The organism is Kitasatospora sp. NPDC085464 (assembly GCF_044541955.1).
Classification (GTDB): domain Bacteria; phylum Actinomycetota; class Actinomycetes; order Streptomycetales; family Streptomycetaceae; genus Kitasatospora.
Genome location: NZ_JBITTM010000015.1, coordinates 151,005 through 177,101, shown reverse-complemented (window position 1 = coordinate 177,101; position 26,097 = coordinate 151,005). Strand labels below are relative to the sequence as shown.

22 protein-coding genes are annotated in these 26,097 nt (G+C 70.9%); 16 read left to right on the top strand and 6 right to left on the bottom strand.

Annotated elements, in window-relative coordinates; all coding sequences use genetic code 11:
* Positions 1-185 precede the first annotated feature (185 nt).
* The 4 genes from ACIGG8_RS16005 to ACIGG8_RS15990 all read right to left on the bottom strand — a co-directional run bounded on the left by ACIGG8_RS16005 (position 186) and on the right by ACIGG8_RS15990 (position 4,831).
* Positions 186-629, bottom strand: coding sequence for a DNA methyltransferase (locus ACIGG8_RS16005; RefSeq protein ID WP_396548463.1), 444 nt, complete (start codon positions 627-629; stop codon positions 186-188).
* 563 nt (positions 630-1,192) lie between these two features.
* Positions 1,193-2,146 carry a PIN domain-containing protein gene (locus ACIGG8_RS16000; RefSeq protein WP_396548462.1) on the bottom strand — a complete coding sequence of 318 codons (954 nt, stop codon included), beginning with the start codon at positions 2,144-2,146 and terminating at the stop codon, positions 1,193-1,195.
* Between the two features lie 94 nt (positions 2,147-2,240).
* Positions 2,241-2,720, bottom strand: a complete 480-nt coding sequence (locus ACIGG8_RS15995) for a hypothetical protein (RefSeq protein WP_396548461.1) — start codon at positions 2,718-2,720, stop codon at positions 2,241-2,243.
* Entirely contained in the window at positions 2,717-4,831 is a 2,115-nt protein-coding gene (locus ACIGG8_RS15990) for a hypothetical protein (RefSeq protein WP_396548459.1), read from the bottom strand. Before ACIGG8_RS15990 ends, ACIGG8_RS15995 begins: the two co-directional genes overlap by 4 nt.
* Positions 4,832-5,344: 513 nt before the next feature.
* On the opposite strand from ACIGG8_RS15990, the gene ACIGG8_RS15985 reads away from it, so the two are divergent.
* Positions 5,345-6,280, top strand: coding sequence for a hypothetical protein (locus ACIGG8_RS15985; RefSeq protein ID WP_396548457.1), 936 nt, complete (start codon positions 5,345-5,347; stop codon positions 6,278-6,280).
* 90 nt (positions 6,281-6,370) lie between these two features.
* On the opposite strand, the gene ACIGG8_RS15980 is transcribed toward ACIGG8_RS15985, so the two are convergent.
* Positions 6,371-7,117 (bottom strand): DNA-methyltransferase, encoded by a 747-nt coding sequence (locus tag ACIGG8_RS15980; protein ID WP_396548456.1) that lies wholly within the window; start codon positions 7,115-7,117, stop codon positions 6,371-6,373.
* A gap of 574 nt (positions 7,118-7,691) precedes the next feature.
* Between ACIGG8_RS15980 and ACIGG8_RS15975 the strand changes: the two genes are divergently transcribed.
* The 14 genes from ACIGG8_RS15975 to ACIGG8_RS15910 all read left to right on the top strand — a co-directional run bounded on the left by ACIGG8_RS15975 (position 7,692) and on the right by ACIGG8_RS15910 (position 22,098).
* Positions 7,692-8,873: a C40 family peptidase gene (locus tag ACIGG8_RS15975; protein ID WP_396548454.1), complete on the top strand. Its 1,182-nt coding sequence runs from the start codon at positions 7,692-7,694 to the stop codon at positions 8,871-8,873.
* Between the two features lie 81 nt (positions 8,874-8,954).
* Positions 8,955-9,263: a DUF6112 family protein gene (locus tag ACIGG8_RS15970; protein ID WP_188308008.1), complete on the top strand. Its 309-nt coding sequence runs from the start codon at positions 8,955-8,957 to the stop codon at positions 9,261-9,263.
* Positions 9,263-9,958 carry a hypothetical protein gene (locus ACIGG8_RS15965; RefSeq protein WP_396548451.1) on the top strand — a complete coding sequence of 232 codons (696 nt, stop codon included), beginning with the start codon at positions 9,263-9,265 and terminating at the stop codon, positions 9,956-9,958. Before ACIGG8_RS15970 ends, ACIGG8_RS15965 begins: the two co-directional genes overlap by 1 nt.
* A 36-nt stretch (positions 9,959-9,994) precedes the next feature.
* Positions 9,995-11,425 (top strand): ATP-binding protein, encoded by a 1,431-nt coding sequence (locus ACIGG8_RS15960; protein ID WP_396548449.1) that lies wholly within the window; start codon positions 9,995-9,997, stop codon positions 11,423-11,425.
* A 148-nt stretch (positions 11,426-11,573) separates the two neighbouring features.
* A complete protein-coding gene (locus ACIGG8_RS15955; RefSeq protein WP_396548447.1) occupies positions 11,574-13,043 on the top strand; it encodes an SCO6880 family protein in 1,470 nt (489 codons plus the stop codon).
* A gap of 35 nt (positions 13,044-13,078) precedes the next feature.
* Positions 13,079-13,528 carry a DUF6238 family protein gene (locus tag ACIGG8_RS15950; RefSeq protein WP_396548445.1) on the top strand — a complete coding sequence of 150 codons (450 nt, stop codon included), beginning with the start codon at positions 13,079-13,081 and terminating at the stop codon, positions 13,526-13,528.
* A gap of 23 nt (positions 13,529-13,551) precedes the next feature.
* Positions 13,552-15,057 carry an ATP-binding protein gene (locus tag ACIGG8_RS15945; RefSeq protein ID WP_396548443.1) on the top strand — a complete coding sequence of 502 codons (1,506 nt, stop codon included), beginning with the start codon at positions 13,552-13,554 and terminating at the stop codon, positions 15,055-15,057.
* Between the two features lie 297 nt (positions 15,058-15,354).
* Positions 15,355-16,113 (top strand): hypothetical protein, encoded by a 759-nt coding sequence (locus ACIGG8_RS15940; RefSeq protein WP_396548441.1) that lies wholly within the window; start codon positions 15,355-15,357, stop codon positions 16,111-16,113.
* Between the two features lie 105 nt (positions 16,114-16,218).
* Positions 16,219-16,716, top strand: coding sequence for a hypothetical protein (locus ACIGG8_RS15935; RefSeq protein ID WP_396548439.1), 498 nt, complete (start codon positions 16,219-16,221; stop codon positions 16,714-16,716).
* 77 nt (positions 16,717-16,793) lie between these two features.
* Positions 16,794-17,297: a hypothetical protein gene (locus ACIGG8_RS15930; protein WP_396548437.1), complete on the top strand. Its 504-nt coding sequence runs from the start codon at positions 16,794-16,796 to the stop codon at positions 17,295-17,297.
* A 145-nt stretch (positions 17,298-17,442) separates the two neighbouring features.
* Positions 17,443-18,675, top strand: coding sequence for a hypothetical protein (locus tag ACIGG8_RS15925; protein WP_396548435.1), 1,233 nt, complete (start codon positions 17,443-17,445; stop codon positions 18,673-18,675).
* A gap of 100 nt (positions 18,676-18,775) precedes the next feature.
* Positions 18,776-20,560 carry a type IV secretory system conjugative DNA transfer family protein gene (locus ACIGG8_RS15920; RefSeq protein ID WP_396548433.1) on the top strand — a complete coding sequence of 595 codons (1,785 nt, stop codon included), beginning with the start codon at positions 18,776-18,778 and terminating at the stop codon, positions 20,558-20,560.
* A gap of 126 nt (positions 20,561-20,686) precedes the next feature.
* Positions 20,687-20,920 (top strand): hypothetical protein, encoded by a 234-nt coding sequence (locus ACIGG8_RS15915; protein WP_396548431.1) that lies wholly within the window; start codon positions 20,687-20,689, stop codon positions 20,918-20,920.
* Positions 20,920-22,098, top strand: a complete 1,179-nt coding sequence (locus tag ACIGG8_RS15910; RefSeq protein WP_396548429.1) for a DnaB-like helicase N-terminal domain-containing protein — start codon at positions 20,920-20,922, stop codon at positions 22,096-22,098. Before ACIGG8_RS15915 ends, ACIGG8_RS15910 begins: the two co-directional genes overlap by 1 nt.
* 138 nt (positions 22,099-22,236) lie before the next feature.
* Here the strand turns inward: ACIGG8_RS15910 and ACIGG8_RS15905 are convergent, their stop codons facing one another.
* On the bottom strand, positions 22,237-23,289 hold the full coding sequence (locus tag ACIGG8_RS15905) for a hypothetical protein (protein WP_396548427.1): 1,053 nt from the start codon (positions 23,287-23,289) through the stop codon (positions 22,237-22,239).
* 1,573 nt (positions 23,290-24,862) lie between these two features.
* On the opposite strand from ACIGG8_RS15905, the gene ACIGG8_RS15900 reads away from it, so the two are divergent.
* Positions 24,863-26,074 (top strand): MFS transporter, encoded by a 1,212-nt coding sequence (locus tag ACIGG8_RS15900; RefSeq protein ID WP_396548425.1) that lies wholly within the window; start codon positions 24,863-24,865, stop codon positions 26,072-26,074.
* Positions 26,075-26,097: the final 23 nt, after the last annotated feature.

Here is a 26,097-nt window from a genome sequence, read left to right as displayed (position 1 = left end):
CCCGCACCACCGACAACGACTGAACAAGACCACCGACGACGCGAGGGTCAGAACTCAACCGTCCAAAGTGGGTCACGGTTCAACCGCCGCCGACATCCGGCGACGCCTCGCGATCTCGATCGCCTCTGCCACGGTCAAGTTCTCGTGTGGGACACAAGCTGCCGCCTTCGAGGAGACGGACCTGGTCATGCTTCGGGGCCTGCGAGGACGAAGTCATCCTTGGTCAGCTCCGCTCGCAGCCGCTGTTCGACGATATCGGCGTGGCGCAGGCCGAGCTCGACGCCATGGAACTGCCGGCCTTCGCGAAAGGCGGCGACGCCGGTGGAGCCGCTCCCGGTGAAGGGGGCGAGGACGGCTCCGCCTTCGGGACAGATCTGGACAAGCTGCTGCATTATCTCCACCGGTTTCTGGGTGACGCGGAGGCAGTTCTCGCCGGGGAAGGGCTTGAGGTCGTGGGCGGAGCCGGAGCCGCTGGTGACGTACTTGGCGCGGACGCCGCGACTGGTGCGCTCGGAGCTGGTCCGCCCTCCGCTGTTGTACGGAGGGGTGGTGATGACGGCGTTGATGGACTCGTCGGGCAGGAACTTGAGTACAGTCAGGGCGTCGCCTCGGTGCAGCGTGTAGGTCACGGGTTCCTCTTTCAGGGCAGGGTGGGTCGCTCCGGGCGGCAGCCGCCGGGAGCGGGGATGACCGGGACGGTAGCGGCGATCGACGGCCGCACCTAACGGACCACCGGGGAGGATCGGGCGCTGGTCGGGTCTCGCCATGCGATCGGGCAGCAGCACAGCTCGGCCCGGTCCGGCACGTGCTGATCCGTGCTGCCTCGTCCACGACGACGCGTGTCCGGGAGCTACCAACTCTGCTGGCCCGGGCCCGTTCTGAAAAGAGCTTCTACCCTGGGCCTCATCTGAGCCGCCTGCGGGATTCGAACCCGCGACCTACGCATTACGAGACCATAAGGGTTCATGTTGCGTGGCGCCGCCCCGTGCCGTCTCGTGACGTCTTGCCTGATCAGAGCATGTGCGGCAGGTTGACCCGTGCTACCCCATGTTGCACCGTCCACCGGCTGTCCACCGAGAGGGGCTCCGGCAAACACCGATGGTCGGCTTGCAGGGCTTGTCGGCTTCCCACAAGCGGCCCTAGGGGCGGCACTACTGCCCGACGAATTGCTCCGGCCTGCCGCTCATCGAGCTTACTGACTTCGGCTTGGGGTCTCGATTTCGGCCTGGCGGGCGCGCCGCTGAGCACGTACACCAGTGCCCGACCTGTCCGGTGCTGACCAGTCCGGCTCGCTTCCGGGGTCCTTCGTCGCCATCTTGGTCACCTGCAGCCCGGCGGCGCGGCCTCGGGTGTGCTGGCTCGTATCGCATGTCAGAAGGCGAACGTCACGGTCGGCCAGGCCCTGGATCGCCACTGTCCGGTCGATGATCTCGATGTCGGGGCGGTCCAGGCGCACATGGCCAGGGGGATCGAGGACGATCTCCACGTTGACTCTTCCGTAAGTCTCGCCGCTGTGAACGGTGTACTCACCCTCATGCAAGACCCCGTGGGTGTCGCCGTTGAGGACCCCGTCGAGAAGACCGAGCGTGTGGGCGGCACGCCAGCGAGCCCGCTGCTTGCTGGCATCCTTGAGGTCGTCCAGCTCGTCGATCACCACGATCGGGAACAGAAGGCGCACATAGTGCCAGCGCGGCACGTCGAGCACCTCGTGCAGATCGACGTCGGCCAGCTTCACCTCGTTCTGGATGTAGAAGCTGGAGTCGGCCACGACGAACACCTCGCGCTGCTTCCACCGGGCGATCCGCGTGTCTAGCGCGGCCACAGCCGCCGCGAACGCCTCGATCCGCTCGACTACCTCAAGTTGGACCAAGCCGTTCACTAGACGCTGTTGGGCAGTCCCGGCGAGCGTTCCACAGCTTCCCAGCAGCGCCCGGTAGCGGTCTGTGAACAGGAGCTGGTCAAGGTCCCGGTCGCTGATCTGGGAGCGCAGCATCCGCGCGGATTCGGTGGCCCATTCCAGATACGCCAGCAGCCCCTCGAATGCATTGTCGTACGGCCGCTGCAGGTTCATCGCCGCGGTGTGAACGCCGCTGAGGGCCTGCCGGATGTTCTGCCTGTTTGCGCCAGGTCGCGGTGTGATGAGCATGCGGTGATCCTGCCAGTGCGGGCCGATGGTGCGCCGTGGATTTGACGAGGGCCCGTTCCCGGCATCTGAACTGCTGGAAGCGGGCCCTCGTCCGCTACGCCGCGAGGGAGGCGGCGAGGGCGGCAGGCGGCTGCGCGAGGTCGATACTCGGGTGGGCGGTGCCGTCCAGCGGGGCGAGGAACCGAGCAGCCCACCCCTCGGCGGCGTGGACGATCCTCGGCGCTGCGTCCGCCCTGATGGGCAGCACGGTCAGCAGAACCCAACCGCTTCGGCGGGCCAGCCCGTCGTCCGGGTGCTGGTGGTGCTCGCCGAGCCGGTCCGCGACCGCCGTCGAGGAGCGGCAGCACACGCTGCCGACGTAGCGGCAGCAGCACCGCACGTCCCAGGCCACGTACACGGCGCTCTGTGCCGTGATGCTGCGCCGGGCGGCCTCGATCGTGGCTCGACAGGTAAGGCTGGCCAGCAGGTCGCCGTCATGGGTCAGCACGCCGGCGTCGAGCAGCGGCGTCAGCGTGCGGATGACGGGGGTGAGCTGGCGTCGGATCTGGCGCGGGATCGGGACGGTGGTGCTCACGCGTCGTCACCGCCACCGTCGTCGTCCAGGTCCAGCACCGCGGTGCGCGCGGGGCCGTAGGCGACGAGGATCTCGTCGACCCTCTTCAGGTGCTCGCGCAGCATCTCCACACCATCGGGGCTACCGAAGATGTCCCGGCCGCGGGCGTGGGTCTGGGTCATCCTGGCGAGCGTGTTGGCGGCCTTGCGCGCGTTCTTGACGGAGTCGCCCAGAAGTCGGCGCTGGCGCACGTCCTCCGGGTCGGAGCTGCCGTTCTTGCCGGTGGCGGCCTTCTCCCGGTTCGAGGCGATCTCGGCCTCCGCGAGGACCGGGTCGGCCGCGTGGACGAGGTCCCACTCGTAGTCGATGGTGGCCTGCGCGCCGGCCTTGTCGACGATAGGCTCGCCGTCGCGCACCAGCACGCCGTTGATCTCGCGCTCCTTGGTGTGGAACTGCTTGGGCAGGATGCTGGGGTCCGCCGCGACGTGCGCGTACGCGATGGAGTGGAGCATCCGCAGCCCGCCGCGGGTGGCGGTCAGGATGGTCAGCAGCTTGTTCGGGGTGGCCCGGAACGGCGCCTTGGCGATCTCCTTGGTGATGCCGAGCTTGGAGCCGCGGTCCCGGGTGATGTACCCGTCGAGGATCGCCGCCGTACCCCCGAGGACGGTCAGCTCGGCGATGGCGTCCGCCTCGCCGCTCTCGGCCCGCTCGAGGATCTCGTTGAGGACCTTGAGCGCGTCGGGACCGGTGGTCAGCTCCCACGGCTGCTTCCACACCGTGTCCGTGATCGTGCCGCCGTTGCCGAACGCACGGACGGCCTGGTCGATCCTCTCCGAACTGCGGTAGGCCGACAGGGCCATGGGCGCCAGACGGGCACTGATCGGCTGCCGGTCGGCCCGGAGGATGCCGAACTCCTGCTTCATGAGCTGGTTCATCTGCCATGCCTGACTGGCCAGCACGGCGTGCTGGTGGAGGGCCGCCGACCACAGCCGGTGCGGCGGGAGCCCGAGCAGGTCGTGCATCAGCCCGGGGCTGACCTCGCCGAGCAGCACGGTGTAGGCGCTCTCCTGGATCAGGCCGTTACGCCGGGCGTGCCGGTAGACGCGCTGCATGCCCTGGGTGTTCTGCGCACCGTCGGTCCACGGGGTTACGTGGACGTGGAGGTTGGCCACCAGGTCGTCCTTGGCTGCGACCAGGTCGGCCAGGCGGGAGCCCTCTTCCTCCCCGCTCGCTCCGACCACCACCATGGCGGGAAAGGTGAGGGTGTGGCCCTCCCTGCGGGTCGCCTCGGTGAGCGTCGGTTCGGCCAGGCCGCGGCGGACGCGGGCCGCGATCTCCGTCACCTTCGCGCGGGCGGCACGCTGGTCGGCGGGGCGGCGGGCGCCGTGGCGGTCCACCGGGCCGATCACAGCGGCCACGCACGCGGACGCCGCCGCGTCGATGTCACCGCCGGTGCGGGCCAGCCACATGCTCACGAGCCGGCTGTTGCCGTCACCAGCGACGTTGTAGGTCTCCTCGACGCCGTCGTCGTACACCACGCGCACCGGGAACAGCGTCATTGGCTCCTTGACGCCGTGCTGCAGCACGCTCTCGGTGTAGACGTTCCTGCCGCCCTGGGCGCTGTACGTCTTGCGCATGCTCTCGGTCACCGCATCGGCCAGGGCCTTGCGGTCCGCCAGGTGGACCTCGAAGAGCGCCCGGGACTGCCCGGTCTCCTCGTCGATCAGCGTCTTGTAGGTGACCGGCGCGACCGTCGAGGGCTCCGCGTCCATGGCGGTGCGCACCTGGTCCGCCCACCGCTGGTTGACGAAGTCGGGCAGCACGTCCAGGTCGAGGTATCGCCGGTGCGGCGGGAGCATGTACAGGGTTCCGCCCACGACCGGCTTGGCCATGAGGAGGCTGGCCACCGCCGCCTCGCCCAGCGGCTCGGCCAGCTTCCGGACCAGCACAGGTTCCACCGCGCCGCCGGTGACGACGCTGGCCGCGTCCTCGTCCAAGGACACCACCGGGTTGTCGAGCAACGCCTTGCGGGGGCCACGCAACTGCGCGACCGGCACCGGGTCGGGCACGCGGTCGGGCCGACGAAGCAGCGGGGGAAGGTTGTCGTCGTTCTCGAAGTCGTCGAGATTCATCGCATCGCCCTTTCACAGACCGACGCGCCGCAGGCCGAGCCTGCCGTCCCGGCAACTGTGCCAAGGACTCCACTGCGCGCCGACCACAAGGGCGGCGAGCGCCGTCACGATCTCCCACCGACTCACATGTCCGGGGTGTCCCGTGCCGACCGGCATTCCACGGGACTAGGCGAGCTGCTGGTCAGCCGGGCAATCTCAACCCGGACTCCCGTCGACGACGGGCGCCAGCCACCCTTCACACGCAGGTCCAACCCTGGAGTGTGCAGTTCCGTATAACCGGAGCGGTGCGCGGCTGGCCCAGGACTCCTGAACCAGCATCGCCCAGGGTAGCGCACCGCCACGCCATCAAGCTGCTCGATGCATGGGTGCCTGCCCTGAACTGACGGGCTGACGGGCTGACGGTGAGGCCACGTACTTGACCCGAGCACACAGAAAGAAGCTGTGCCCGGAGAGGAATACGGCGCTCCTCTTCTGGATTGGTTCCTCCGTACGGTCGTGTGAAGGGGGGCGTGGGTGGCGGACCTGAAGGTGTTCCGGCTCGGGGCGGACGGCCAGGACGTAGAGCTGCGCAGCTCGACGGTGGCGCTGGAGGTGCAGCTGCAGCGCCGGGTGGAGGCCAGCATGGAGGCGATGCTCGGCATCCGGTTCCTGGCGTCGGAGTACCCGACCGGTCCGTGGCATCGGGGACGGGTGGACTCGCTCGGCCTGGACGAGAACGGCGTGCCGGTCGTGATCGAGTTCAAGAAGGGCAATGACATCGGCGTCGTCTCGCAGGCCGTCTCCTACCTCACCTGGTTGAAGAGCAGCCACCACGAGTTCGAGGCCCTCGTCAGGGAAAAGCTGGGGTCCGAGGCGGCCGAGTCCATCGACTGGCGTTCTCCCCGGGCGCTGTGCATCGCGGCCGGGTTCTCGCACCACGACCGGGTGGCCGTTGGTGACCTGGGTCGGCAGTGGCCGATCGAGCTGGTTCGCTACCGGATCTTCGACGGCGGGCTGCTGAGCCTCCAGCTGGTCGAGCCGGTCTCCGCTGCCGTCAGCCAGGCAGCCGTGCGCAGATCGACCACACCTTCGGTGCCGGCGGCTGCCGCCGAGGCGGCCGAGCTGCGGGTCGTCGGCGACGTACCGGAGTGCCTCCGGGATCTGTACGGTGAGCTGGACGAGGTGCTCACCGCGTCGGGCGAGGTGGAGACCGTCGTCCTGAAGCACTACATCGCTTACCGTCGGCTGCAGAACGTGGCGAGCGTGATCTTCCGGCCATCGGTTTCGCACCGGGTGATCCTGGTGTACCTGCGACTGGACCCGGACACGGTGGAGCTGGAGGAGGGTTTCACACGCGACATGCGAGGGATCGGCCACCTGGGCACCGGGGACCTGGAGGTGCGGATCGCCTCGGCGGACGACCTCAAGAAGGCGGGACCTCTGATCGAGCGAGCGGTTCAGGCGGCCTGACGAAATGGTGAGGGCGGCTGGAGCTTCATGCTCCAGCCGCCCTTCTGCGTCTGCGGGCCGGTCGGTGGCGGCTGTTCGGGGTTCTCACTGTCACGCCTCCGGTCCGGCGAGGACGAGGTCGTTCTTGGTCAGCTCGGTACGCAGCCGCTGTTCGGCGACGTCGGCGTAGTGGGGCGAGAGTTCGGCGCCGACGAATCGTCGGCCTTCGCGTAGGGCGGCGACGCCGGTGGAGCCGCTGCCGGTGAAGGGGTCGAGGACGACGCCGTTCTCGGGGCAGATCTGGACGAGCTGCTGCATGATCTCCAGCGGTTTCTGGGTGATGTGGACGCGGTCCTTGCGGGGCTGGCTGGCGATGAAGTGGCCGGGCAGGTAGAGGGCGCGGCTGTTATCGAGGGTGCCCTTGACGCCCCAGGTGATGAACTCGGCGCTCTGCTTGAAGCCGCCCTTGCGCGGGCGGCTGGCGGGCTTGATCCAGGGGATGGTGCCCTGCCAGGTCCAGCCGGCCATCTGGAGGGCGTCGCTGGTGGTGGGCTCCTGACGCCAGTCGGAGAAGACCATGGCGACCGAGTGCTCGGTGCTTGCCCGGTACGCCTCGGTGAGCAGTTCGGTGAGCCAGGAGCGGTAGGAGCGCTGGTCGCGGTTCTCGCCTGGGAAGGTCTTGAGGTCGTGGATGCTGCCGCTGGTGACGTACTTGGCGCGGGCGTCGCGGCTGGTGCGCTCGGAGCTGGTCCGGCCGCCGCTGTTGTACGGGGGGTCGGTGATGACGGCGTTGACGGACTCGTCGGGGAGGGTCTTGAGCACGGTGAGGGCGTCGCCTCGGTGCAGCGTGTAGGTCACGGGTTTTCCTTCGGGGCGTGGTTGGGCCCGCTCCGGGCGGCGCCCGGCGGCAGCCGCCGGGAGCGGGGATGCCGAGGAAGGTAGCCGCGATCGACGGCCGTACCTAACGGGCGTTGGCGGGGGTTCCGGGCCTGGCCAGGGGGTCGTTTGGTGCGGCCGACTTTCGCGTCTACTGTCTCGCCATGCCGACCGGGCAGCAGGCCAAACGGCCCTGGCCCGAGGCGTGTTGATCCGTGCTGCCCTGTGCTCGCGGAGCCACGCGGGCAGCATCTCCCCTTCCCCCGATCCCGAGGAGCGCCGTCGTGTTCCGGCTGAGATTACGAGCGCGGCTGGCTGCCGCGCGTGACCCGAGACCGGCGTCCTGGAGCTACCAACTCCCGTGACCCGGGCCCGCCCTGAACGAGGGCGGTTTCACCACCGGCGCGGTGCCGGCGACTTCTTCGCACGAGAGGCCGGCACCGCGTTCTCCTACGAACCCCTGAGGAGCCGCTGCGATGCAGCATGCCCTGGCACACCCGTGCCCTCGTCCAACTACGCCACCCGGTCTGCCGCTGCCCGGTGACCGGGAGCCGTCGTGAAGAAGACGGTCGGCGCGCTCGTCGGCGTCGTCGCGTGCGGTCCGCTGGTGCTGGCCCTGCCCGTCGCGATCGTCGGCGCGGGCAACGCCTCGGCCGCCGCGTCCAGCTCCTGCCCTCCCGGCGGAAATCCACAGGGTGTGGATTCCTCGGCGGTGGCGGCGCAGGTCGAGGCGATCCTCAAGGGCTCCAGCCCGCTGTCGGCTCCGGCCGTGGCCGGGCTGAGCAAGCCGTCCGAGCAGATCCCCAACGCGAAGACGATCCAGGCCACCGGCGTCGCAATGCACATCCCGGTGCGCGGGCAGGTCGTCGCCCTGGCAACGGCCTTGCAGGAGAGCGAACTTCGCAACGTCAACGGCGGCGACCGGGACTCGCTGGGCCTGTTCCAGCAGCGGCCGAGCCAGGGATGGGGCACGCCGGAGCAGATCATGCAGCCGGTGTACGCCTCGACGAAGTTCTACGAGGCGCTGCAGAAGGTCAACGGCTGGGAGTCGATGACCGTCACCCAGGCCGCCCAGGCGGTGCAGCGCTCCGGCTTCCCCGACGCCTACGCCAAGTGGCAGCCCTTGGCGGAAGCGCTCCAGAAGGCCCTCGCGCCGCTGCTCGCCCCCGCCGCCGGTACCTCGCCTACAGCGAACCCGACGCCGTCACCGGCGCCAACGGCGGGCGCGAGCGCCAGCCCGACCGCAGGTGGCGGCTGCAGGACGCCCACGGCGGGCGGTGACGGCAGCGACTTCGGCACGATCCCCGCGGGCTCACTGCCCAACGGGTACACGATCCCGGCCGACGCACCACAGCCGGTGCAGACCGCGATCCGGTGGGCGCTCGGCCAGTTGGGCACCGCCTACCAGTGGGGCGGCACCTGCACAAATTCGCACGGTGCGGACCCGATGGGCAGGTGTGACTGCTCCTCGCTGATGCAGATGGCTTACCGCTCGGCCGGCGTCTCGCTGGAGCGGACCACGTACGACCAGGTCAAGCAGGGCAGCGCCGCCTCGGCGGACTCGCTCAAGCCGGGCGACCTGCTGTTCACCCGGGGCACCGCCGCCGTGCCGGAGCACGTCGGGATGTTCATCGGCAGCGGGCTGATCGTGCACGCGCCGAAGACCGGTGACGTGGTCAAGATCTCGACCCTGGCCTCGTGGCGGCCGGAGATCCTCGCGGTCCGCCGGGTCGTCTGACCCGCGCCCTCGCCTCCCCTCTCCCTTCTCCCCCTTTCTTCGGGCTGCCTTCGCGCGCCCTGAATTGCTCTGGAGCTTCCCTTGTATCTCGCGGACGCAGTCGTACAGCTCGCCTACGACCCCGGCATCGCCCCCGCCGAGGGTGGTCTGCCCGGCCTCTCGGTCCTCAAGCAGGTGATGGGCAGCCTGAATCTCTTCGGGATCGTCGCGGTCGTCGGAGCCCTCGCGGTCAGCGCCGGGGTGTGGGCCTGGGGTCACCACTCCGGCGGCCACCAGGCCGAGGCCAACGGCAAGAAGGGCGTCCTCGTCAGCGCGGGCGCCGCCCTGCTACTGGGCGCCGCAAACGGGGTCGTCAGCTTCTTCTCCGGACTCGGCGGCCAGATCAAGTGATGCAGAAACGTTCCCTCAACCCCCCTGCTCATTCTGGGGACTTCGGCGGCGCGGTGGTGCGCCGCCGGGCGCTGCTGGGCTCGATCATCCTGATGCTGCTCATCACCAGCGCCGGCCTTCTCGCCTACCTCACCCGGGACGGCCGTGACGCCGCGAACCCGGCTTCCACGAATGCGAGTTCGCCCGCAGCCCCCGGCCCGGTGGCCTCGGCAACGCCGGGCGGACATCCGAAGGCGCTGGCGGGTCCGCCCTCGACGCACGATCCGATCGCGTTCGCGAAGGCGGCGGCGGTGGCGCTGTGGTCCTACGACACCCGCTCGTCCTCACAGCCTGAGCTGGTGGCCTCCCTCCACCGGTGGCTGACCACCGAAGGGCAGTACGTCGACGCCGACTCGATCGACCGCCTGGTGCCCTCCCCGGTGCTGTGGGGTCGGATGGCCGACTCCGGGCAGTTCGCCACCGCGACCGCGGACGAGGCGCACTTCCCGGACAGGTTCACCAAGGCGCTGCAGGCCGATCCGGGGGCGATCACGCAGGCGTACGTCTACGCCGTGACCGTCTCCGGGAAGCAGTCGCTCTCCTGGAACGGCTCCCCGGCCGGTGGTGCCGAGGACCGTTCGGCCACCCTCGCCGTGCAGTGCCGTCCTGACCGCCCGTGTGCCCTTGCCGGTGTGCTGCCGGCCGTGGCGCCCTGAGCTGGGAGGTCCCTCGTGGATATCTGCAATCTCCCCATGGTCGCCCAGGTCTGCAACGTGGTCGACGGCATCAACTTCGCCAGCGACCCGGGCAAGTCGATCACCGATGGCATCGGCGCGTGGATCGCCAAGAGCATGGGCGAGCTGGCGGCCAGTGCCGTCGACCTGTGCGCGAAGGCGGTTGACGAGACCACGGCCATCGATCTGTCGGCGCCCTGGTTCAGGGACAACTACCAGCTGATCCTTCCGATCGGGTTGATCCTGACCGTGGGCACCTTCTGCGCGCAGCTGGTCCTCGCCGCGTGGCGGCGGGACGAGCGGGCGCTGGCCAAGGCCGGGTGGGGCACGATGACCGGCGTGCTGTTCGCCTTCGGTGCGATCAGCTTCACGGCGGTCGCGGTGACCGTGGTCGACGCCTTGTCGGCCGGGCTGTTCCAAGCCGCGCACACCAGCGTGGCCGACGCCGTCAGGCGCATGATCAAGGTCAGCCAGTTCGGCGCCATGTTCCCGCTCGGCTGGGCGATCCCCGCCCTCGTCGCGGTCGGCAGCGCGATCGGGGCGTTCCTCTACTGGGGCGTAATGGTCGCCCGCAAGGTGGGCGTGCTGATCCTGGTGGCTCTCGCCGCCTTCGCCGGGGCCGGCGGCGGCTGGGAGGTCGCCCAGCGGTGGCGGCGCGGCTGGATCGAGGCCACCGCCACCCTGATCGTCTCCAAGCTGCTGATGACCGTGGTCTTCCTCGTCGGCGTCTCCGCGCTCGGTAAGACGGACGCCAAGGACGGCATGGCCGCCCTGTCCGATGCCCTGGCCGGTGTCGTGATCATGGTGATGGTGCTGCTGTGCCCGTACGCTGTCTACAAGTTCGTCCACTGGGCGACGGATGGCAGCGGCCACGACGACACGCACCGTACCGGCATGGCCGGCATGGCGGTCGCGGCAGGGGCGGCGAAGACCGCCGGTTCCCTGGCCATGCAGATGGGCACCGGCGTCCCGGCGCCGCAGGGCCCGGCCCAGGTCCCTGGCATGAGCGGGGGCGGTGCCGCCTCCGGCATCGACCCGACCGGGCGGATCAGCAAGGAAGGCATCGACGCCGGTCCGCAGCAGCAGCCGACGAAGTTCCGCTTCGGCGAGGACCCGAGCGCGCCCGGCGACCGCGGACGTGCCCTGGTCACCCGGCCCGGCCTGCCGGCCCTGGTCACCCGGGCCTCGCCCGGGGAAGGTGGCGGCCAGCCGCAGTCCGGCGGCGGCCAGGAGGCCCCGGCCGCACCGCCCTTCCAGGACGCTGTCGCGGCAGGCACGCTCTCGCCGTCCGGAACCGCCGTGCCCCAGGCCGCGAGCCCGCCCACGCCCGGGGCGTCCGCACCGGCGCCTGGAGGACCGGCCGCCCCGGCACCGTCCCCTGCCGGAGCACCCGCTCCGGAGCCGGTCCGGTTCGTCTTCCCGAACCGGCCCGCCCAGCCCGGTTCCTGACCGGAGCCCCGTAACCCGGGGTGGGCGGCAGACTCGCCGCCCACCCCGGGCCCCGCCCCCGAGCCCCTGGAAGGAGCACCCGCGATGACGTCCAGAAGAGCGCCGCGCCCCCGCCCGCCGCCCGCACGCTCACCCCGCTGGAATCCCGATGTCCTCCTCCACGCCCGACCTCACCCCTGCGTCCGTCAAGTTCCCCCACCGCAGCCGCCGAGGCGTGCTGCTCGGCCTGAGCGCCCCGCAGCTGACCACCTGCTCCGCCACCGGCCTGCTGCTGCTCGCCGTGCTCATCACCCGGGGCGTCACCGGCGCCCTTCAGCTCATACCCCTGTGGGCGGGTGTCGCCGCCCTGGTGTTCATCCGCTACCGGGGCCGCACCCTCGCCGACTGGGCGCCCGTCGCCGCCCGCTACGGCCTGCGCCGCCTGCGCGGACAGCTCATCTGGCTCGCCCGCCCCTCCTCCCGCCCGGTGCGCGAGGGCCTGCTCCACCTGCCGGGCAGCGCGGCCAGCCTGCGCGTGGTCACGGCCCCCGATGGCCGCTACGGCGCCGTCCACGACCCGCACGCCGGCAACCTCACCGCGATCGTCAAGGTCTCCTCCCGCGCCTACGCCCTCCTGGACCCCGGCACCCAGAACGCCAACGTCAGCGGGTGGGGACGCTCGCTCGCGGCGCTCGCCCGCACCGGCCAGGTCGCCCGCATCCAGGTCATCGAGCGGACCGTCCCCGACACCGGCGACGCGCTGCGACGGTACTGGGAGGAGCACGGCCGCCCCGACGCCCCGCTGGCCGGTGAGCTGTACGGGGAGCTGATCCGCGGCGCCGGTCCGGCCGCCGCCCCGCACGAGGCGTACGTCGCCATCGCCCTGGACTTCAAGGGCGCGCGGCGGCTGATCAACCAGGCCGGAGGCGGCCTGACCGGTGGCTTCGCAGTTCTGGCCCAGCTCACCTCCGCGTTCGAGCAGTCCGCCCGCACCGCCGGCCTCACCCCAGCCGGATGGCTGAACGCCGGCGAGATCGCCGCCGTCGCCCGCACCGCCTACGACCCGAAGTCCCGTGCGGCGCTGGACCGCTGGTCGGAGGACGGGTGTCCGTCCGCCGACCCGGCCGCCGCCGGCCCGGTGGTCGTGGTGGAGAAGGCCGATCACATCTCGACCGACTCCGCCCACCACTCCACGTACTGGGTGGAGAACTGGCCCAGGACGCAGGTCAACCCCGGTTTCCTCCACCAGGTCATGTTCGCCTCCGGCGTGCGCCGCACCGTCTCCCTGACCTACGAGCCGAAGGACCTCGACTCGGCGCTGCGCGACGTACGCCGCAAGAAGGCCAGCGTGATCGCCGACTCCGCCGAGCGCGCCCGCAAGGGCCAGGTCTCCAGCGAGGCCGACTCCGTGGAGTACCAGGACATCCAGGACCGCGAGCGCCAGCTGATCGCCGGCCACGCCGACGTCGCCCTCACCGGGCTGCTGACCGTCTCCGCGGACACCGAGGACGAACTGCGCTCCGCCTGCGCCGTGGTGGAGACCGCCGCCGTGGGCGCCCAGCTCGACCTGCGCCCGCTCACCTGGCAGCAGGCCGAGGCGTTCACCGCCTCCGCGCTGCCGTTCGCCCTCGCCGCGTGACGCCGGCCCTCCCGCCTTCCGAAAGAGCACCCCTGATGCCGGCCCCCACCCCCGTCGCGCAGGACTTCGTCCCGTACGCGACCGCCGCGATCGACTTCCACCGCGCGCTCAACCTCCCCACCGGCCCGCTGGTCGCCTCCCGCGCCGAACTCGACTCGCTCCACGAGCACCTGGTCGCGCTGCACGGCCTCCTCGACACCCACGCCCAGCGCACCAGCCCGCTGCTGCCCACCGAGGGCGACCACCTCAAGGCCGCACGCACCCGCCTGTGGCAGGCCGCCGACCACCTCCACGCCGCCTACCACGCCTCGCCCCGCCCCGGCAGCGGCGAGGTCCCCAGCCCCCACGCCTGCCGCGCCCGACTGCCCGAAGGCGCACCGGAGCTGAGCATCTGCCGCCGCCACCAGGAGACCGCGCAGCTCGTGCGACGCCGCACCACCCCCGCCGACCTGCACACCCCGTTCACCGGCCTCGTCCGCCGCTGACCCCCACCCCGGAATCCGTGATCATGCCCAGGAACCGCGCCACCGCCAGCCCCCTGTTCGTCCCCCGCAAGATCACCCGCGCCCAACAGCGCGCCGCCCGAGCCGAGTTCGCCCAGGCCCGCACCAAGGCCCGCCACTCCCCGCCCGCCACCGAACGCCCCCGGAACAGCGGCCCCGACGCGGACCTCCAGCCCGTCTACCCGGCTGCCGGCCGCCCGGGTCCGGCCTCCGCCCGCGGCGGCAAGCTCCGCCTGCCCAAGCACCGCCTGACCACCGCCGTCGCCGGTGGGGCCTACCCCTTCCTCGCGGAGGCCGGCCTCGGCGCCGAGGGCATCTTCATCGGCCGCGACCTCCACGCCGAGGGCTCGTTCTGCTACGACCCCTTCACCCTCTACAACTCCGGCCGAATAGAAGGGTTCACGAACCCGAACGGCATCTTGTGCGGCGTCATCGGCATGGGCAAGAGCGCCCTGGCCAAGTCCATCGCCACCCGCGCCATCGCCCACGGCTACAAGATCTACGTGCCGAGCGATCCCAAGGGCGAGTGGTCGGGACTGGCTGAGGCGCTCGGCGGCCAGACCATCGCCCTGGGCCCCGGACTCCCGGGCAGGCTGAACCCGCTGGACGCCCCACAGCGCCCGGAGGGGGTGAGCGAGGAGGACTGGAGCAGCGAGGTCCGCAAGCGCCGGCTCCTGCTGCTGGCCAGCCTCGCGGCCACCGTACTCAAGCGCGACCTGCTGCCGATGGAACACACCGGCCTCGACGTCGCGCTCGACCTGGTCGTCGCCGACGCCCTCGCTGCCGACACGGTGCCCCTGCTCGGTGACATCGCCCACGTCCTCGGCCGTCCCGAGCGCCTCGACGCCGCCCTCGGCGGCCAGGCCGGAAGCCTCGGCCACGCCGCCGATGACCTCGCCCACGCCCTGCGCCGCCTGGTCCACGGTGATCTCAGCGGAATGTTCGACGCGCCGTCCACCGTGACGTTCGACGCGAACGCGCCGATGCTCTCCATCGACCTGTCCCGCCTCGGCAGCAGCGGCGACGACACCGCCCTCGTCCTCGCGATGACCTGCGCGAGCGCCTGGATGGAGGCGGCCCTTGCAGACCCTTCCGGTGGCCGCCGGTGGGTGATCTACGACGAGGCGTGGCGGATCATGCGCCATGTCGGCTTGTTGGAGCGGATGCAGCAGCAGTGGAAGCTCTCGCGGGGCCTCGGCATCGCCAACTTGCTGATCCTGCACCGGCTTTCCGACCTGCTGTCCGCAGGCGACGCCGGATCGCGCGGGCGGGTTCTCGCCGAGGGCCTCCTGGCCGACTGCAGCACGAGGATCATCTACCGCCAGGAACCGGACCAGATCCCCGCCGCCATGGCCCTGCTCGGCCTCACCGGCGTCGAAGCGCAGGCCATCGCTGCCCTCACTCGCGGCCGGGGCCTGTGGAAGGTCGCCTCGCTCTCCTTCATCGTCCAGCACCTCCTCCACAGCCGCGAACGGGCGCTCTACGACACCGACTTCCGCATGGCCGCATGACCTGCATGACTTCAGAAATCCTGAACCCAGGGGTCCACCACGGACGACTCGCGCCTCACACCGGACAGCGAAAAGCGGGTCCCAGCCGTCCTCGTCCGCAGCGGCCGCCTCCTCCGCCAGCTCCCCGACCTTGCGGCGCGCGCTTCCGGATGCGTGGTGCCCGGCCCGGCTGACATGCGCTCTACCAGCAGATTCCGGCCGGGCCAAACTCCCGGTTCTCCGCATCATCAGCTCCGCCGGAAGCCGTCTTCACGGCCCTGGCAGCCCTTGTCCGTACCAGCGAAGCGGAACCCCACCGTGCCTGCCGCCGACCCCACCCAGCTTCCCGACGTCGCCATCGGCCACCACCCGAACCACGGCATCGTCGCCTCCCTGCCCACCCAGAACCCGGCCGCCCAGTGGATGCTGGAACGCCTCGACTTCCAGCGCCTGCCCGGCAACCCGCGCCTGTACACGCTCACCGACCAGCACCGCGAGGCCCCCGAGCGCGCCGCTTGGGCCGCCAAGCTCCTCACCGGCGCCGGCTACCGTGTCGACACCGACATGTCCCTGGCTCCCGAGAAGACCGACGGGCAGGAACGGGTCCGAGCTCGACAGGCGCGCGCCACGCCGGAGGTCCCCGGGCCGCAGCGTGCACCCGCGCAGGACGCCGGTCCGGACGTCGCCATCGCCGAGCACCCGAGCCTGGGCATCGTCGCCGCTGTCAACGACGACCTGCCCTTCAACCCGGGCATCTTCCTGGACACCGACGGCTGGCGCTACCACCGGGACCTGGACGTCTACCTCCCCCCGGCCGGCACCCGGGAGGAGTCCCTCGACGTGGTGGCCCACACCGTCACGGGACTGCGGCGCGGTCACTTCCAGGTCGCCATGCAGCCCCAGCTCGCCGAGGACGTCGCCGCCCACCGCGTAGCGGTCCGCCAGGCGTTCACCACGCACAAGTTCCGCGTCGACGAGGCCGCGCTCAAGACGCCCGCCACCGTGCCGCCCGCTGTCGCCGTGAGCCCGCCGCCCGCGGCGGTCGACCCGCGCATCGCCTTCGCCCGCGCCCGCTGACCGACCCCGCCGCACCGTCCGGCCACCACCCAGGGGGCCGCCGCCCACCGAGCCGGTACGCACGCCTGATGTCCACTCCCCCGATCACCAAGGAACAGAATTCAGATGGCTGTGAAGAAGGTCTGGCAGATCACCCACCAGTGCGGGCACGAATCGGCAAGGGATCTTGGTGACCGTCCGGCCGACCGCCGGGCCGGCTTCGCCGAGTGGCTGGCCAAGCAGGAGTGCACCGACTGCTGGCGCGCCGCCCAGAGCGAGGATGAAGCGGGCAAGGCGCACTGGTTGGAAGCCAAGCGCGCCACCGAACAGGCCGAATCCAACGCCTGGTCCGAGCAGTTCCGGATGCCGCCGCTGGAAGGCACCGCCAAGGGCGTTGCCTGGGGGGTTCGCTGCCGCCACCAGGTCCTCGCCGCCGCCTACACCGCCCTCGTCCTCGACACCGGAATGCCGGAGCCGCAGTGGGAGCAGATCGAGGACCAGGCCCGCACGATCACCCGCGCCGGCTGGTGGATCGACCAGCGCGCCTGCGAGCCGGGCGACCTGCCCGAGCTGCTGGAGGCGGCCGTCGACGCCGACCGGCCGACCGAGAACCCCTTCGTCTGACCCGCCGGCGCCCCGCCCCGGCGCAGGGCACCTACCCCAACTCCTCGCCAGCGCGCACTGATTCGGAACACAGCACCATGGCCACCGCCCCTCTGCATTGCACCGTTAAGCGCACCGAGAGCACCCCCGACCTGCTCGCCGCGCTGTACGACGACGATCCCAGCTTCGAGTCCTACCTGCTGGCCTCGTGGTCGCCCGGCCCGCCCGCCGAGCAGGACATCGTCCTGCCGGACCTGGCCGCGCTGCTGGACGAGCCGGTGGCTTTGCGCAAGCCTCGAACCGGCCACACCCCCTCCCGGCGTCTGACCTGGCACTGCTCGATACGCAGTACTGGCGCGCTCAGCGACGATCAGTGGTTCGAGCTGACGTGGAAGGTGCTCGACGCCACCGGCATCGAGCCGGACGGCGACCCCGGCGCCTGCCGGTGGGTCGCCCTGCGCAACACCGGCGACCGAGTCGACCTCGTCGCCACCGTCATCCGCAAGGACGGCCGCTGGGCCCGGCTGCACAACGACCAGCGCCTCGCCCGGTGGGCCTGCGAGGACTTCACCCGCGACCACCGGCTCACCGCGCGGCGCTGACCCCCGCACGGCGCCGCAACTGGGCCCGGCCGACGACCGGCTACCACCGATCTCCGGCCGGCCCAAACCGGCGGATCTGCGGATTCTGTCCCCTGCCAACCCGCCCGCCGGGCCCCGCCGTCCACCGTCCGAGAAGGGGACGTTCGTGATCGCTCACCTGCAGCGCACCGCCACCACGGCCGCGCTGATCCCCGCCCTGTACGGCCTGGACGACCCACGCGGCCGCCGGCGCCCCCGGCTGATCGGCGCCGACTACCGCGGCGCCGACAAGCAGCTGCCGCTGTTCGGCGACCCGCAGGAGGTCCTCGGCGGCGTACTCGACGCCCCGGCCCTGCGGATCGGCTCCCGGGCGCCCGAGCAGCCGGTGTGGATGTGCTCGGTGCGCTCCGACCGCCGTCACCCGGACCTGAGCGACGCCCAGTGGGCCGACGTCGCCAGGCGCCTGGTCACCGCGACCGGGCTCGCCCCCGCCGGCGACCCTCACGGCTACCGGTGGGTCGCGATCCGCAACGACGACCGGTCGGTGCACGTCGTCGCCACCGTCGTGCGCGAGGACGGATACATCCACAACACCTACCGCGACCCCTTCCACGTGCAGGCCGAGTGCACCCGCATCGCCGCCGAACTCGGCCACCTCACCCGCACCGTCACCACCGCCAAAGACCACCGGATGCCCGTCATCACCATCAGCGCCGAGCCCAGCGGCAGCGTCGTCGCCACGGGCACCAGCGACGACCTGTCGGCCACCCTGCTCCGCCACGCGGGGTTCAAGCAGATCGACGACTGGCACGGCCGCCGGCACCGGCTGCCCACCACCACGCCCCGCCCCGACGCGGCCGCCTGCGCCACCCACGCCGCCGAGATGCTGCGTGCCGCCCGCTACAAGGTCGACCTCGACCCCCGGCTCCACGTCGAGCCGCCTAACACCGCCAGCCAGCAGATCCTCGATCTCACCGATGAGCTGCGCGGCAGCACCAACTTCGCCGAACTCGGCGGGGCGCTCGACCAGCTGCTCGACCCGGACGACGGGATGCTCGTGCGCCTCCAGGAGGCCATGGAGACCGCCTCCGAGCAGATCACCGATCTCGACCCCGACCAGGTCGAACTCTCCGACCGGTTCGGCTTCGCGTCCGACCAACTCGTCGCTGTCCAGGCCGAACTGGCCGGGGCCGTCGACGAGGTGCAGCGCGCCGCGTCCGACGCGGCAGGCAGCGCCGAGGTCCGAGCCGCCGCCGACGACCTGCGCACCCGCGCCGCGCTCGCCCGCAGCACCACGGCCCCTGTCGCCAACGCCCCAGCCGTGCCCGCCGCAGCCGCCTCCACCCGGCTGCCGCCCGTACCGGCCGCAGCGGCGGTTCCCGCCGGCCGCACCCGCTGAAACGTTCCGCCAGTCCCACCTCCCGTGGAGAGCACCGTGATCCGTTCGAGAGCCGAGCGTGCCCCGCCCACCGCCCGCTCGCAGCCTCCTGGACTCCCTCTTGCCCGCCCCGCGCACCGGCGCGCCGTCGACCACCTCCGGCACGGACGCGCTCCTCTACCTTCTGTTCGCCGTCGTCGGCGCCGCCCTCGCCTTCGGCTCCCTCGCCTGGCTGACCGGCAACCTCACCAACTACCTTGTCGGGACCGGCAGGTGGGCGCCATTCCACGTCGCCGAAGCCCTCCTTAACCCCGACCGGCTGTGGCCCCACCTCGCCCCGGCCGCCGCCCTGGTCGGCGCCCGCGTCGTCCCCGGCGCGCTCACCCTCGCCCTCACCGTCACCATGCTCGTCCTGTGGCTGCGCCGCCGCGTCGGGACAAAGAGCGGCATGGCCCGGCCGGCGGACATCGCTCCGCTCCTGGACAAGGAGATCACTGCCAAGGCCCGCAGCCTGCGCCCGAGCCTGCGGGACGAGAAGGACATCGCTCCGGCCGACCGCGGCATCCCCATCGGCACGCTCTCCCCGGGCAAGGCCGAGGTCCGCGCAAGCTGGGAGGACGTGATGGTCGCCATCATGGCACCCCGCTCCGGCAAGACGAGCGGCATCGCGATCCCCGCGATCCTCGCGGCCCCCGGACCGGTGTTGTTGACCAGTAACAAGGCGGCGAACGACGCCTTCACCACAACCGTTGACGCCCGTGCGAAGGTCGGCAAGGTCTGGACCCTCGACCCGCAGCAGATCGCGCACCACCCGCGCGAGATGTGGTGGAACATCCTCGCGGACGCCCGGGACCTCGCCGGCGCCAAGCGCCTCGCCGGGCACTTCGTCACCGCCTCCGTCGACGAGTCCAGCGGCTCCGACTTCTGGTCGACCGCGGCGAGCAACACCCTCGGGTCATTGTTCTTGGCTGCGGCGAGCCACCGCCGCCCGATCACCGACGTGCTGGCCTGGCTCGCTTCCCCCTCCGACCGCACCCCCGTCGACCTGCTTACCGATGCCGGCCACCACGCGGTCGCCGCCCAGCTCCAGGGCACCGTCACCGGCGCCACCGAGACCAGGGACGGCATCTACGAGACGGCGCGCCAGTACGCGAGCTGCCTGCTGGACCCGGAGATCGCCGCGTGGGTCACCCCCACCCCGGGCCTGGCGGAGTTCAAGCCGTTCGACTTCGCCTCCTCCCGCGACACCCTGTACCTGCTCAGCAAGGATGGCGGCGGCAGCGCCTCGGCGATCATCGCGGCTGCGGCCGACGCGGTGATGCGCGCGGCCGTCATCGTCGCCGAACGCAGCGGCGGCCGGCTCGACCCGCCCGCCCTGTGTGTCCTCGACGAGGCCGCGAACGTGTGCCGCATCTCGGACCTGCCGGACCTCTACTCCCACCTCGGCAGCCGGGGCGTCATCCCGATCACCATCCTGCAGAGCTACCGGCAGGGCCAGCGCTGCTGGGGCGATGCCGGCATGGACGCCCTCTGGTCGGCGGCCACCGTCAAGGTCATCGGCAGCGGGATCGACGACGCCGACTTCGCGGACAAGCTGTCGAGGCAGATCGGCGAGCACGACGTGCAGACCGTCTCCGTGTCCGACTCCGGCAGCGGTAAGTCGACTTCGGTGTCGATGCGCACTGAGCGCATCCTGCCGCCCGACGAGATCCGCGCCCTGCCCAAGGGCAAGATCCTGCTCTTCGCGACCGGCATGCGGGTGGCGATGCTCAACCTCAAGCCCTGGTACAAGGAGCGCTCCGCCAAGGAGATCGGCCCGGCCTCCTCCCGCGCCACCAAGGCCATCACCGAACGCGCCCTCGCCAAGAGCACCGCCAGCCGCAACGATTTCACCCTCTCGGCCTGACCCGCCCCACCCGGCCGCGCCGACCGGGAACCCGCCTCCTCTTCGGCCGACGCCGCCCCCCGGCCGACTCTCTTCCCCCGCCCACCGCAGCCGCTGAACCACCACTCAAGCACCCAAAAGGCCTTCATGTCCGACACCAACTCGCCAACTGCCTACCATTGTTCGGCTCCGCTGGCCGGGGCACCAGTCGTTCGCCGGGGCGGCCAGTGGTGGCTGGTCACCTCAGTTGGTTCCCTGCTCGCCACCGACCCGACGTTCACCGGTGAGCTGGACCGCTTCGCCGCCGCAAAGGCCGCCGCCGACCGCGCCGTCGCCCAACTCCGCATCGACTGCGGCACCCCGCGCCGCCGGAGCCGGTGATGGACCCGCTGCTCCAAGGCGAGCAGGCCGTACTCGGAGCGGTCCTGCTCGACCCCCGCCAACTCGGCGGCCTCGACTGGCTGGAGCCCCGCGACTTCTACCGGCCCGGCCACCAGGCGCTGTTCGCCGCACTGCGCAAGCTCCGCGCCGAGGGCCACCCGGCCCTCGGCGCGGAGGGAGCGGTGCCGCTGGCGTGGCTCACCAACTCCCTCGCCGAGGCCGAACAGCAGGTGCGCGGGCTCACCGCCTCCTACCTGCACACCCTCATCGCTGCCTGCCCGCGCCCCGCCAGCGCCCAGCTCTACGGGCGGATGGTGCTGGAGGGGTCGATCCACCGCACCGTCGCCGAGCACGCCACCCGCCTGCTCGCCGTCGCCCGGGAGGACGCTGGGCAGCATGAGGTCCACGGCACCGCTGCCCAGGCGGACGTACTCGCGGGCGTCCTGGACGACCTCGCCAAGCGCTGGGGAACCCGCCCCCGGGCCACCGCGCCCAGGACACCGCCGCTCCCCGCCGCCATCGAACCTCCCGCGGTGGTCCAGACAGCAGACGAGCAGTTCCTCCTGTCCCTGCTCGTTCACCAGAACGGCGCGATCGAGGAGGTCTTCGACTGGCTGCGCCCCCAGGACTTCGCTGTTCCCGGCCACGGCCAGCTCTACCGCTGCCTCGGCGCGCTCCACCACCGGGGCGAGCCGATCGACCCGGTCACCGCCCTGTGGGAGGTCCAGCGGCGCGGTCTGCTCACCGAAGGCACGCTCACCGAGGAACAGCTCACGCCCGTGCTGCGCGATGGGACGGCGGGTTCGACCGAGTGGCTGGGCGAGCAGCTCCTGCGTTCTTCCGCCACCCGCGCCGCTGCCGGCGCCGCGCTGCAGATCGCCGCCCACGCCGAAAACTGGCGGCTCGCTCCCGGGCAGTTGATCGGCCATGCGCTGCACGCCCTCGGCCCACTCGACGAGGTGCGGGCCCGCTGGCGCATGGCGACGTCTCCATCCAATCGGCAGCGCCGGCCCGATGTCGGCGAAGCGGCCCGCGTACAGGCGGCGCTCGCCCGGAGCCCCACGCCGGCGCCTACTCGCAGCACCCCAGCACCGGACCGCGTCCCTCCCGTCGGCCCGGCACCGAACCAGGGCCTCGACCGCGCCACCCCGCACCAACCCTCCCGGAGCCTCTTGTGAACGCCCCCGACAGCGAGTCCCTTGCCCTCCATGAGCACGCGACCGCCCTGGAGCGGCAGAGGGACCTGCTGCCCGCTGCCAGCTTCCCCGTCCAGGTGTCGGACCCTGTTGCCTGCGGCAGCACGCTGGGCGCGTCTGTCAGGACGCATCCCTCTCTGAGTACTGACGCAACCGCCAGATTCGCAGGACGCGGTCATCCCGGTCCCAATAGCTCTCCGGGACCAGTTGGGCAAGGAGTGCTGGCTCGGGCTCTTCACGTAGGGCCCGGACCTCACCATCGTCCGCGGTGATGGCCTCCAGGAACCTGAGGGTGTATAGCGTGCTGAGCGCGCCGAAGAAGGCCATTCCTTGTTCTGCAATCTGACGTGCCGCATCCTCGTCGGGAGCGTATGGCCTGTAGGCGTAGTCGATTCTCGCGAGCCGACCCTGACCGTCGAAGTGAGGCTCTTCAGTCTCAATCCAGCTGCTGTGCAACATGAGGAACCAAGCGAGGTTCTGCTCTCCAGGATCGGTGATAGCCCGCCCAGCACTTAGCAGTTCCACCCCTCCAATGGTGAACGCACGTGTCTCTTCGCCGTCCCCGAGCTGTTCTACCACCCGCTCTTTATCGCGATCCATGATCACCGAGAAGGTGAGAGGTGGCTCGCTCGCGAGCATTCCGTCCCCAAGAAGTTCCTGCATCTCGTTGGCCTTGATGGCCTCACCCAGGGGCAGTCGCTGCTGAGTCCCGACCTGGTTGAATACGGACGGATCGACCAACGTCCACATACCCATGCCACTCCAGAAGAGTGCGTAGAGCAATCGTCCGCCAGTGGCCTGGGCATAGGCCTGGGCTGCGGCCATGTCCTTGGCCCGCACCTTGGCCTCACGCCCGGTTGGGGCCACGTTCTTGACCTCGACCAGCAGCTGGGTGCCGTCACGCAGGACGATGCGGAAGTCCGGCGGTTGGAGTTCACCCGTGGCGTCATCGAAGTAGAACAGCCCCGAATCCTCCGTTTTGATCAAGCGGACTGCACCAAGGGCTACCACCACAGCTTCAAATGCATACTGCGTTTGCCAGCCCTGCAGCCTGGAGGTGTTGCCGAGCGACTCACCAAGAGCATCACTGATCGCTGCGACACTCTCTGCATGCCGATCGCGGAGCAATCTTTGCCCGTCCGGGGTTGGCAACGCCAGCTCGATCAGCGACATGACCTCTAGTCCCAAGTTGCCTTTACGGCCTCGTCGCAGCGCCATGTGCAATGCTCCCAACTGATGCTAGCTCTGCGTGGCGGGCGGTTCCCCCACCGGACCCGCTGGGGCTAATGCGTACACCAACCCAGACCGGTTGCGCCACCGAAATCCATCAAGAGTCCTTTGGGAGCGGATCTTGCAGCGAATCCATGCATGCCAGATGTTGCGTCGGGTATGGCGGCCTTGACTGCTGCTGAGCTGCGCAGAGCAGGTGATCAACACCGGAAGCTGAGCCCGTACAACCCTGTATCAACGGCCAGTTCGTTCGATTCTGATCTACCTTCTGCGGAGCCATGACGGTCTATGACGAACTTCAGTCGACATGCGGGTACGAGGACGACAGCGGCCGAAGCCAGCCCGCGTCCCGCACCTGTCACGAGATCACAGCCAATCTGGCCGCCGCGTCGTACGGAACCGACTCTGTACGTGCTGTTTGGTTCGGGCACATTGCCGACACATTGACCGGCCCGGTTCCAGGCCCCTACCGCCGCACCAGGCACAGGCCCGCTTGTCCGTGTTGCGCTCCAGCCGGTCCTTGCCCTCACATGCCCGGCATATCGTCCGGCCTGGTTCCAACCCTACCGTGCGACACCCAGCGCACCGGCGCTTCGCGGCGGCTTTCTTGCTCTCACAGGCCGAACAGACATCCCGCGACGGCCCGACCAGAGTCGGGCAGGTCCGGCACTTCCTCGGCCGCGGGCCGAAAGTCATCAGCCGGTTCGTGGAGTGAAGCTGGACAGGGTCCGCAGTAGTTCGACGGGTTGGCGCCTGCGCTACCTGGCCCCGTGCACACAGTCGGCAGAGCGATCGGCCCTTCCTCGCAGTCTTCCCACACTCCAGACACCTGCCGCGCTGTTGACTGATCACGCTCCCCCCATCGGCCAGTGATCGCGTCATCTGGACCTTACGCGGAGCATCCCCGCCGAGGAAGCCCTCTGAGGTGACCGCAGCCGGGGAGACTTGCAGCAGGGGGCGGTGCGCCACAGATGCTCAGTCGGCGAGAACGATTTGTCGGCGAAGCAGGTCTAATCCTGCCCGGCCGATCCTTCCCGCTTGATCCAAACGCGGCAAACTCCCGAGGCGGCGGCAAACAGCTCGACCCCGAACGGTCGGGACCGTACGCCAGCGCCGTCGCCCGGTGGGAGATGCTCATCCGCCCGACGCCGCCGGCCGCCGATGAGGCCAGCAAGCTCCGGGCCGAGTTCGTCTAGTGGCTGCAGGGACTTGAGCCGGGCTGGGTGACAGCCACCCCGAAGCTCGAACGTCCGGCCCAGCCCACCGCCCTCGGCAACGGCTTTGCGCCCCAACAGGCTTCCGTTGCATTGGAGTTGAGGCGGTTGCTGGCACCACCCCTTCCCCGTCGCTGTACCAGCTGAGGGGCTTCTACCTCTTTTTCTCGGCCGTACCAAATCCCGGAATCCACGGACTCTTCTCTCCGCAGCCGCACCGAATCGAGGGGCTGTCATGCCTGCGCATGCCCCGGTCCGGCGCGCCCGCGCGCCGCCGGCCGTACGACCGAAGGACCTCCTCCTTGAGCACCACCACCGACCGCGGCCCGGCCCAGGACAGCAGCAGTTACCGCGCTGTCCTGGGTGTGCCGCACGTCGCCCGTCTGCTGGGCGGCACCCTGATCGGCCGCCTGCCCACCGGCATGGCGCCGATCGCGATCCTGCTGCTGGTGCGCGCCGAGCACGGCCCGCTCGCCCTGGCCGGGCTGCTCGGCGCCCTGTACGGTCTCGCCTCCGCACTCGGGCAGCCGCTGCTCGGGCGCCTGGTCGACCGCCACGGCCAGGCCCAGGTCCTCCTCCCCGCCACGCTCGTCGCCACTGCGGCGTTCCTGGCGCTGCCGTGCACCGGCCCGGTGCGCCACCCGGTGATCGCCGCGCTCACCGTGCTGGTGGCGGGGCTTTCGACGCCGCCGCTGGAGGCCGGCCTCCGCGCCCTGTGGCCGCACCTTCTGCCCGACGCCGAACGCCGGCGCACCGCGCTCTCGCTGGACAGCAGCACCCAGGGCCTGGTGTTCGTCGCAGGGCCCCTGCTGGCCACCAGCTTCTCGGCCGGTGCCGGAGCGGTGAGCGCGCTGGTGGCGACCGCGGCGCTCGGCCTGCTGGGCTCCGGCCTGGTCGTCACCGCCCGCGCCTCCCGTACCTGGCGGCCTGCGGAGTTCGTCGAGGCCATGCACTGGGCAGGTCCGCTGCGGATTCCGGGCCTTCGGGTGCTGTTCGCAGCACTGATCGGCACCGGTGTCGCGCTCGGCGCCGTCAACGTCCTTGCCCTGTCCGCCGCAGAGCGCCACCACTCCGGGTGGCTGGCCGGGGTGATGCCGGCCGCGCTGTCCATCGGCAGCATGCTCGGCGGCCTCGCCTACGGCCGACACGCCTGGCCCGGCGCCCCCGCCCGGCACCTGGTCGCCGCATCCATCGGCTTCGCCGCCGGATGGCTGCCGCTGCTGCCCGACCCCGCGCCCGCCGTCGCCGTCCTGGGCGCCGTGCTGCCCGGCACCTTCCTCGCACCGCTGCTGACCGCCTCCTTCCTCACCGTCGACCGCCTCGCCCCGTACGGCGAGAGCACGGAGGCGTTCGCCTGGCTGATCGCCTGCATCGGCGTCGGCCAGGCCGCCGGCACCGCCCTCGCCTCCCTCGCCGCCACCGCCGGGCCGCTGCTTGTCGCCGCCGTCCCGCTCGCCGGGGCCGCCTTCGCGCTGTGGCTACTGCACCGCTTCAACGACCACCTCTCCGCCTGACCCTCCACGCCCCCAAAGGACAC

Coding starts and splice junctions, on each gene's coding strand:
- ACIGG8_RS16000 (WP_396548462.1), bottom strand. CDS start 2,146: ATGCTCATCACACCGCGACCTGGCGCAAACAGGCAGAACATCCGGCAG.
- ACIGG8_RS15960 (WP_396548449.1), top strand. CDS start 9,995: ATGGTCGCCCAGGTCTGCAACGTGGTCGACGGCATCAACTTCGCCAGC.
- ACIGG8_RS15905 (WP_396548427.1), bottom strand. CDS start 23,289: ATGTCGCTGATCGAGCTGGCGTTGCCAACCCCGGACGGGCAAAGATTG.
- ACIGG8_RS15935 (WP_396548439.1), top strand. CDS start 16,219: ATGGCTGTGAAGAAGGTCTGGCAGATCACCCACCAGTGCGGGCACGAA.
- ACIGG8_RS15915 (WP_396548431.1), top strand. CDS start 20,687: ATGTCCGACACCAACTCGCCAACTGCCTACCATTGTTCGGCTCCGCTG.
- ACIGG8_RS15955 (WP_396548447.1), top strand. CDS start 11,574: ATGTCCTCCTCCACGCCCGACCTCACCCCTGCGTCCGTCAAGTTCCCC.
- ACIGG8_RS15990 (WP_396548459.1), bottom strand. CDS start 4,831: ATGAATCTCGACGACTTCGAGAACGACGACAACCTTCCCCCGCTGCTT.
- ACIGG8_RS15945 (WP_396548443.1), top strand. CDS start 13,552: ATGCCCAGGAACCGCGCCACCGCCAGCCCCCTGTTCGTCCCCCGCAAG.
- ACIGG8_RS15910 (WP_396548429.1), top strand. CDS start 20,920: ATGGACCCGCTGCTCCAAGGCGAGCAGGCCGTACTCGGAGCGGTCCTG.
- ACIGG8_RS15965 (WP_396548451.1), top strand. CDS start 9,263: ATGCAGAAACGTTCCCTCAACCCCCCTGCTCATTCTGGGGACTTCGGC.
- ACIGG8_RS15950 (WP_396548445.1), top strand. CDS start 13,079: ATGCCGGCCCCCACCCCCGTCGCGCAGGACTTCGTCCCGTACGCGACC.
- ACIGG8_RS15930 (WP_396548437.1), top strand. CDS start 16,794: ATGGCCACCGCCCCTCTGCATTGCACCGTTAAGCGCACCGAGAGCACC.